The following is a 9,153-nucleotide window of genomic DNA, read 5'->3' on the forward strand; positions in this document are numbered from 1 at the left end:
TATTGCATTCCAGAACAATTTGATGCATCATTCTTTTTGTAAAAAACATTCCACACTTTCTCTCCACTTTTTCTGGGTAAGGTCATTTTTGCCTTGACCAAGAAAAAATTCAGCTATTGCCTTACTTTCTCTTGCAACAACTTCTTCCTTAATAATTTTTCCTTTCTCATCAACGATACTTATAAAAGTTTCTTTTAGTGAGATCGCTATAATATTCCATGAGACTGCTCCTACTAATAAAAGTTTAAATTATTTTTGAAGAACTTATTCTACTGAATTCGTTACTTCGTGCTAAAATAATGGACTCCATCATTCAACAGCAATTACAGTATGTTTACCCTTTTTCTTGTTATTTTTCTAATCTATAGCTAGCGTTCAAAACCATATTCGAAAATACGTTTTCGGATTTTTTTTAATGCTGTTTATTTCATCCTCAACATCGTCTCTACCTTTATGAACTAAGTAGCAGCATTAAAAATTATAACGTACCCCTATCTCTAGAGTTGCATCTGGTATTTGTTTTGCTTTTATACCACTTAGTTGCCCACCCATGGTCATACCAACTGCACCAATTATCTGTGGAGTAATTTCATAATCAACACCTAACTTTAGTTTATAGGAAATAGAACTCAGTATTTTATCTACTACAGATGAACCAGCAGCTTCACCACCTGATTCTGGAGCACCTTGTGTTTCTTCTTCCTTTTCTTTTTCTTCTTGTGAACTATTGCCATCACCATCAACTGTATCACTAACACCAAAGCCAAAAGGTGTTATTTGGAGATATCCTCCTAAACCTCCGCTGACATATAGTTTAACGGGATCAATATCAAGGTCAGGATAGAAGCGGTAGTTTGCCAATAAGCTAGCTCCTATGCTCTTTAATGACTTAATATTACTGAGAACCTCAAGTTCAAATTTAGAGTTTTGGTCATAATGGTAACCAAGAACAACACCAGGTTTCATTTTAAAGCCACCACCCCAACCAGCACCAAAGTTTAAACCTGCATAGTACTTATCTTCTGACTTACTTGCACTATTACTAGCTGCACCTGCTAGAGATGAAGTAAGCAACACAGCCAAAACGCACAATCTCTTTATTTTCATATAACTCCTCATACAAAAAAATATATAATGCATAAGTATATATCCTTTATATTAAAAAAGATATAACTACATGTCAAAAAAAGTATAGCCATAAAATCAGATTATATAAAACGTACTACTCAGGTCTTTTATATAACTATATTTACTATCTTATTTGGTACAGCATATACAGTGCGAACTTTGCTTTGATCGATCTTACTGGACACAGAGTCTATCGCTATTTTCTTCAATTCTTCTTGAGGTAAGTTAATTGCCACCTTGATTGTTGTACGTAATTTTCCATTGATTTGCACTGCTATAGTTACCGTATCGTCAACTAATAATGATTCATCAGCTTTTGGCCAAGGTTGACCTCCTATTTCTTGCCATAGGCTTTCAGCTAGATGTGGTATGAATGGTTCGATTACTCTGATTAATATACATATACCTTCATCAATAAGAGATTTTCCAGTTTTTACGTCTATTTCAGCTATTAAATTCGTCATCTCACGAAATTTTGCCACTACACAGTTTAATCTGCAGTTTTCCAAGTCATCTGTAAGTCCGTGTAAGAGTTTATGAATTTTTTTTCTGTACTCTAGAAGTCCACCCGTAACATTTTCATTATCATAGTGTATATTTACAGGTCTTAGCTGCATGACCATACGCCACAATTTATTTACATAACGAGAACAACCTTCCACGCCATCATCGGACCATTCCATATCTTTCTCCGGAGGAGTGTCGGACAACACAAACAAGCGAGCAGTATCAGCACCATACTTTTCTATGATAAAGTTTGGGTCAACTGTATTCTTTTTCGATTTGCTCATTTTTTCAACTTTGCCCACTTGAACTTTTGCACCTCGCGCTATTAATTCTTTTGCTTCTGCGGGAAATAGCCACTTACCATTTTCGTCTTTATAAGTTGCATGGCAGACCATTCCTTGAGTGATTAAAGTAGAGAAAGGCTCTTTAATATCAAAATAGCCACATTTGGTTAAAGCACGGCAGAAAAATCTTGAATAAAGCAAATGCAGAATTGCATGTTCTATCCCACCTATATAATAATCAACAGGCATAAAACGATTACATGCATCTTTGTCTATTGATTTATCTTCACTACAGAATGCAGCAAAATACCAGGAAGATTCAAAAAAGGTGTCGAATGTATCAGTTTCACGCTCTGCTTGCTTTCCGCACTTTGGACAATCAACAAATTTCCAAGTTGGGTGCTTATCCAGCGGATTGCCACCACTTGTAAATTCTACATCTATTGGTAGAACTACAGGAAGGTCTTTTTCTGGCACTGGAACAGTTCCGCAATCTTTGCAATATATGATAGGTATAGGGCATCCCCAATAACGCTGCCTTGAAACTCCCCAATCGTGCAAACGATAGTTTATTGTTTTTTTGCCTATTTTTTTTTCTTCAAATTTTTTAACTATGGCTTCCTTTGCTTCACTAACCATTAATCCGTTTAAGAATTCGGAGTTAAACATTGTCCCGTCTCCAGTATACGCCTCCTTTGTCATCTGAGTAGCTTGACACTGGGATCCATTGTAAGAATTCTGGTCACGCGCTGGAATGACACCTAAGTGGGCTGAAGAAATAACGGGAATTATCGGCAAATTATATTTCTGTGCAAATTCAAAGTCACGCTGATCATGTGCAGGGCAACCAAAAATCGCGCCTTCCCCATATTCCATCAACACAAAATTCGCTATGTAAAGCGGCAATTCCTTATCAAGAAATGGATGTTTGACGTTTAATCCGGTGTAAACTCCTATTTTTTCATCGTTCTCTCTTTTTGATTTTATTTCCTGGATCCCAGTGTCAAGCACTGGGATGACAACAGAAGAACCATTCTTTAAATCCTGCACAATAGGATGCTCTGCTGCCACTGCACAAAAAGAAGCCCCAAACAAAGTATGAGGATAAGTTGTAAAAACTTTTAATTTCTTATTCAGGCCAACTACTTCAAACTCTATAGTTGCTCCTTCAGATTTTCCTATCCAACGCTCCTGCATTGTTTTGACTTTTTCTGGCCAATTTTTCAAACTTTGCAGGCACTTGAGTAAATCTTCAGCGAAATCAGTAATCTTTAAAAACCATTGGGACAACTTACGTTTTTCAACAACTGCACCTGATCGCCATCCTTTTCCATCAACCACCTGTTCATTTGCAAGCACTGTTTGGTCCACTGGATCCCAGTTAACCCATGACTCTTTTCGATAGGCAAGCCCATGCTTTAAAAAATCCAGGAAAAATTTTTGTTCGTGTTTATAATAGTCAGGTTCACATGTGGAGAGTTCACGCTCCCAATTATAAGAAAGACCTATAGATTTCAACTGTGTACGCATATTATCTATATTCTCTTTTGTCCATGTTTCGGGGCTAATATTGTTATCCCTTGCTGCATTCTCAGCTGGTAATCCAAACGCATCCCAGCCAATTGGATGCAAAACCTCAAATCCATTAGCTCTCTTGTAACGCGCTATCACATCCCCTATTGCATAGTTACGTAAGTGTCCCATATGAATTTTACCAGATGGATATGGAAACATTTCCAACACGTAACACTTTTCTTGTTTACCACTCTTGCTTACAGAAAAATCCCATTTATCTTGATAAAATTTTTCAACACTTTTAAAATCATATTTCATATAAATCCAAATTCAATTACAGTTCATATGCATCAAAGGATCAACCGCTTGGCCATTATGTCGTATTGTGAAACACATCTGTGGATCTTTATCTTGTGTGCTTGATTTACCTGCAGATCCAATTACTTGACCTTGCTTTACTTTATCGCCAATTTCAACATGTATGTTTTTTAAATAGGAGTACACAGTCATGTAATTATCTTTGTGTTCCACTATAATTAAATTCCCATACCATCTCAGCCCTTTGCCTACATATATCACTTTGCCTGGTGCAGAGGAAACTACGTTCGTTCCATTTTGAGCAGCAATTTTTATGCCATCCTTACACATTTCATCAGAAGAGGTAGCTGAACCTTTAACTGGCATTACAAATTTACAATTTACCCCCACATTTTGTGTATTATTGTTATCTTTGTATATCCTATTTATGATGGCTTTTCTACTTTCTTTTTGCACTGAAGGCTCCCTAATTAAATGGTACTCTCTTGTATATTCCAGATCTCTTTTTCCGTAAAATTCTTCGCCTTTAAGCAGCACAGGTGCAGGTTTTTGCAGGCCACAGCCTATTAATATTGCTAATAACATAAGAAATGAGGCTATATGCCACATTTTAAACTCTCACAAAACTCCAAAATTTTAGCGAGACGTAGTGTTTCACGCCTGCTTGTTACTTTCCTCGTTATTTATTTTACTAGTTAAATAGTCCCTCAAATCGGTGAGTTCTTGCAACAAATTCTTTGTGACTTTTATATCATTACCAAATTCTTTTTGCACTCCTTTTATTGTATATCCTTTATCATATAGCATGTATTTTACTTTCTTTATGGCCTCTATACACTTGCGATCATATAGCCTTCTTCCTTTACGCTTTGTAGGCTTAATTTGATGAAATTGACCTTCCCAAAATCTCAAAACATGCTGTTCCAAATGTAGCTCTTCAGCTACTTCCCCAATCGTATAAAATAATTTTTCCTTGTTCATTAATTATTGATTGATTTTTTTATAATTTTTGAAGGCCTAAAAGAAACTGAATTTCTTGCCTGAATCATCACTTTCTCCGATGTATTTGGTATATTTCCTGGTCTTTCCTTCTTTTGCTTAACCAAGAATGTTCCAAATGACGATATTTTTACTATTCCATCCTTTACCAAGCTTGTCTTTATTTCGTCCAATATATCATCTATTATCGAAACAGAGTCTTCCTTTGATAATCCTATTTCTTGGTTTATATCTCCAGCTATCGTTGCCTTAGTTACTGTTGTGTCTTTTGTTGTAACGTGATCCATTATTGATAAATATTACAATACGTAAATATAATATAGCAATCGACTCGAGATTCAGCTACTTTATTTTTTAGAGTATGTCTCTTTTGTTGCATAATTTAAAATACCGGCAACTATCAATATCGCAAATATTGCAAAAAGTTCCATTTTATGATCTGTAAAAAGTGCTAACATTGACACTATAACTCCACTGCCAATAAACATAAATCCATTGATAATGGATGATGATGTGCTGATGTATTTTCGTTTCACAATCTCGCTGCCGACAGTAAAATTAAGCATATGTCCTCCCGCAAAAAACCCGAACATTAACATACAAAAGTACACAACGTGGACTGTTAAATGGCTGTATAGTAAAATAATAATTGAGACGCCTTGCAATAAAGCAAAAGCAGAAATTACATGTTTCCTATTTTTAAATAAGCTTGAGATTCGATCTGCAATTGGAGCACCAACTGCAAGACCAAGCCATAGTATTGCAGTTGCTATACCTGACTCCATTGCATTGAGTTCTGAGTTGCCCAGTAACCTTGGAGCCCACAAGGTATTAAGTGCTAAAAATGTTCCAAAAGTAATAGCACCCACCACTGAAGTTATCCAGATATCTCTTAATTTTAGCACTGTTAATATAGAGCACATTACTGTCTTCATAGAGCTTTTTATTGTGCGCTTTTCTGAGCTGCTTTCTGGAAGTGTGTTTGGACAAAAAAGCGTAAGTACAAATATCAACACACCAAATAGTATTATGCATACAATCAGATTTTTCCAATATGCATCTTCGGCAAGCAAGTTAGAGAACAGTATTTGAATTACCAAAGCAGAAAGGCTTGAAATTGTCTGCACTAGTGAAAACATTAGTCCAAATTGGGCAGCGGAAAAACATATGCTACTTGTGTGAGCAGCACCAATAAAACCAAATGATGCTCCAGTTGCAATCAACACTTGAGACAAAATCAAATGGGAGAAATTGTCACTATTAATAAGGACAAAAAACCCCAAGATCATAGTTGATAACGAGAAAAAATAAATTTTTTTACTGGAAAAAACATTAAACGTTGCTCCACTAAAAAATTGTAAGATGGCGAAAGTCCAAGTATATGCTGAATTAGCCAGTGCAACTTGCACGATTGTAAGTCCAAGTTCCTTTTCGAGATTTACACTTATAAAGGTATAAATTATCTGCATGTTGCTGAATATAACAACCAAGTTACTAATCAGCCAAATGAACCAAGCCTTAGCTCTGCTTTCCATAAGATTTATTTTTATAAGTAATCTATTAGAAATTTAACACTAAGTCTCTTTTTAAGCTATTGTTTCCTGACTACTGTTATAGCTAACCCAAAAAACGGGTTCCCTACGTCATGCCGCCGCGGTATCTCTAGATCCCGCTAACAAGTAGCGGGATGACGGTTGTCAGGGTGTCATGAAAGTAGCTGACACTGGAATCCAGAAAAAAAGAAATATGTATCAGCTACTTTCATTTGCTGCGCCTCGAAAATAAACGTTCATGTAGCTAAGCCATAAATCCAGTATAAAGACCTTTAATCATTGGCTTCGTAGTACTTCTCAACCAACTTATTAAGTAACCTTACACCAAAACCTACTGCTCCTCTTGGACAAATGTCAGTACCTTTCTCGTGCCAAGCAGTGCCTGCGATATCTAAATGTGCCCAGCAAGTTTCATTCACAAAACGCTGTAAAAACTGTGCAGCCATTATGCTATCTCCACCAGAGCCTGCAGGAGCGATGTTTTGAACATCAGCAATCGGTGAATCAATAATTTTGTCATAAGTTTCATTCATAGGAAAACGCCATAACTTCTCATTTACTTCATTTCCTGCATCAATCAGACGGTTTGCTAATTCATCATTATTTGAAAAAAGACCAGCATATTCGTTATTTCCAAGTGCAACCACTATAGCACCAGTTAAAGTTGCAAGATCAATCATAAATTTTGGTGAGAATCTATCTTGCGTATACCATAAAGCATCTGCAAGTATGAGCCTTCCTTCTGCATCGGTGTTCAACACTTCTATTGTTTGTCCAGACATTGAAGTTACTACATCACTTGGTCTTTGAGCATTACCACCCACTGCATTTTCTGCAAGTGCGACCACACCGATCGCATTTACTTTTGCTTTTCGTCCTGCTAAAGCATGCATCACCCCAACCACAGTAGCAGAGCCTGCCATGTCATATTTCATTGACTCCATACCACGTGAAGGTTTGAGTGATACTCCACCAGTGTCAAACGTTATACCTTTACCAACAAAAGCTATAGGCTTTTGTTCTTTAGAAGCTCCATTCCATTTTATCACTACTAATTTTGGTTCTTTACTACTTCCTTGTGCAACTCCAAGCAAGGCTCCCATTTTTTTCTCTTCCATCTGCTTTTTATCAAGCACCTCGATTTCAAGGCCAAGCTTAGTAAGTTCTTTTTTTATATGATCAGCATAGGATTCTGGATATAGAATGTTAGGAGGCTCTGTTATAAAAGAGCGCGCAAGGAATATACTCTCACCTTCTTGCCTTAAGTGCTCAAATGATCTTTCAGCATTACTTAATTGTTCATCTTTTACTAATACGGTAATCTCCTCTACCTCTGTAATTTTCTCATCCTTTTTAGTTTTATACTTATCAAACTTAAAACTACGCAGAAACGCACCATATGCAACATTTGCTGCACTACCTTCGATTAAAACCGCTGCTTTTTTAATTTTTAATCTGCTTAGCTCACAATATATTTTACCACCAATATTTAATTCTTTATTTTCATTCCATTCACCCTTCTTACCCAGTCCAACAACTATAACATTTTTTTCTTCTGGCAAAGCAGTAGAGAAAAATTCACCAAAACTTCCATTGAAATCGCTAAATTGCTTTATATTATCTATGACCTGTTTTCCTTGCAAAACTCCGCCATCATTTACGGTTTCGTTGTCTTCAAATAAACCCATTACTATTGTTTTAAAATCGGGCGAAATTTTAGAAATTGTTATTTTCATTGCTGGTATCTCCGTTGCAAATAATTGTAAACTGTACATAAAACATAGCAAAAACATCAGTAAGATATTTTTCATATACATCCTAAGTACAATAACACTTAAGTTTACTATGGACTCCCTTACATGCAAGGTTTTTTATCTTTTATTAGAGAACTTATTATATCCGCCCAAGGTAATGTTAAACGTATAGGTTTTTATGACCTGATCACTGTAAGTAAATGGTGTTATGAGAAGGCTTGCAAGCCCATTACTAACAAAATCTTCAAGAACAGGATCAGCGCAATTATCGCAATTATGGTCAGCAAAAAACATTTGCGTTGTGAATTCTGGAAAATCCGGATGTTGAACTAGAAAGTTGATATGTGGAGCTCTATCACCAATTTTACCAGGTGCTATCGTAATAAAATTATAATAGCCAAGATTATTCACTACAAACCTTCCTGATCCAGCAAAATTCAGATCATCCTCTATATTCTTATCGTAATGGTTCACGCCGCGTGAATTCGCGTGCCATATAGAAACTACAGCATTTTGTATTGGTAAGCAGTTTATATCAGTAATTCTACCCACTATGTGTATTAATTCCCCTATTGCACTATTTGGAGAACCAGGTTTCCTTCTTAAATTGTTTGAAGAGCTAAAATTTTTTGGCCTTGCATCAAGATCATATATTTCCGGAGTTTTAATGCAGTTGAGCAAAACAGGATCAGCTGCAAATAGCGGCAAACTGAATATCATTTGTACTAAAAGTGCTAACAAGATATTTTTCACATTCATTTCATTTATAATAGACTTCTTGCATAACCATATAACAAACTTTTATTGGAAATAGAAACGAAAAAACTTGCTTGACACCCTTCGCCAGCCCCCTTATCATGAAACTGAAGGTATTCAGTTATCTTCATCTGTGCAGATTAAACAGCAAGAAAACAACGTAGTTGGCGTCTTATTTTTAATTTTTTGCACTATGTGCACCTTATGTCTTCACAATATTTCTAGGTTTTTACCTACGCAAGCTGAAACGCGCTATTTAAAACATTAAAAAACGCCAACTTAAAAAATGGATAGTGAATAACTAGCTACCCTAGGGTTTCTTTTGCCTTTTTTTCTGTT

Annotated in this window: 8 protein-coding genes; all 8 read right to left on the reverse strand. The window is 36.0% G+C overall.

What is annotated here, in order from left to right:
* Nucleotides 1-471: 471 nt before the first annotated feature.
* Nucleotides 472-1,107 (reverse strand): membrane protein, encoded by a 636-nt coding sequence (locus OZD64_RS05185; RefSeq protein WP_010962341.1) that lies wholly within the window; start codon nt 1,105-1,107, stop codon nt 472-474.
* 128 nt (nt 1,108-1,235) lie between these two features.
* The gene (gene leuS / locus OZD64_RS05190) at nt 1,236-3,752 is read right to left on the reverse strand and encodes a leucine--tRNA ligase (protein WP_010962340.1); all 2,517 of its coding nucleotides are present in this window, start codon (nt 3,750-3,752) and stop codon (nt 1,236-1,238) included.
* 12 nt (nt 3,753-3,764) lie between these two features.
* Nucleotides 3,765-4,361 carry a murein hydrolase activator EnvC family protein gene (locus tag OZD64_RS05195; protein WP_006279879.1) on the reverse strand — a complete coding sequence of 199 codons (597 nt, stop codon included), beginning with the start codon at nt 4,359-4,361 and terminating at the stop codon, nt 3,765-3,767.
* A gap of 45 nt (nt 4,362-4,406) precedes the next feature.
* Complete coding sequence (locus OZD64_RS05200; RefSeq protein ID WP_006279880.1) at nt 4,407-4,733, reverse strand: MerR family transcriptional regulator; 327 nt, start codon at nt 4,731-4,733, stop codon at nt 4,407-4,409.
* Nucleotides 4,733-5,038 carry an integration host factor subunit alpha gene (locus tag OZD64_RS05205; protein ID WP_274999449.1) on the reverse strand — a complete coding sequence of 102 codons (306 nt, stop codon included), beginning with the start codon at nt 5,036-5,038 and terminating at the stop codon, nt 4,733-4,735. The genes OZD64_RS05200 and OZD64_RS05205 overlap by 1 nt, the downstream gene beginning before the upstream one ends.
* 60 nt (nt 5,039-5,098) lie before the next feature.
* Nucleotides 5,099-6,286, reverse strand: coding sequence for an MFS transporter (locus OZD64_RS05210; RefSeq protein WP_274999450.1), 1,188 nt, complete (start codon nt 6,284-6,286; stop codon nt 5,099-5,101).
* Nucleotides 6,287-6,576: 290 nt separating this feature from the next.
* Nucleotides 6,577-8,079 carry a leucyl aminopeptidase gene (locus OZD64_RS05215; protein WP_274999453.1) on the reverse strand — a complete coding sequence of 501 codons (1,503 nt, stop codon included), beginning with the start codon at nt 8,077-8,079 and terminating at the stop codon, nt 6,577-6,579.
* A gap of 96 nt (nt 8,080-8,175) precedes the next feature.
* Entirely contained in the window at nt 8,176-8,817 is a 642-nt protein-coding gene (locus OZD64_RS05220) for a protocatechuate 3,4-dioxygenase (RefSeq protein WP_010962336.1), read from the reverse strand.
* Nucleotides 8,818-9,153 lie beyond the last annotated feature (336 nt).

The organism is Wolbachia endosymbiont of Drosophila tristis (genome assembly GCF_028981745.1).
GTDB lineage: Bacteria > Pseudomonadota > Alphaproteobacteria > Rickettsiales > Anaplasmataceae > Wolbachia > Wolbachia pipientis.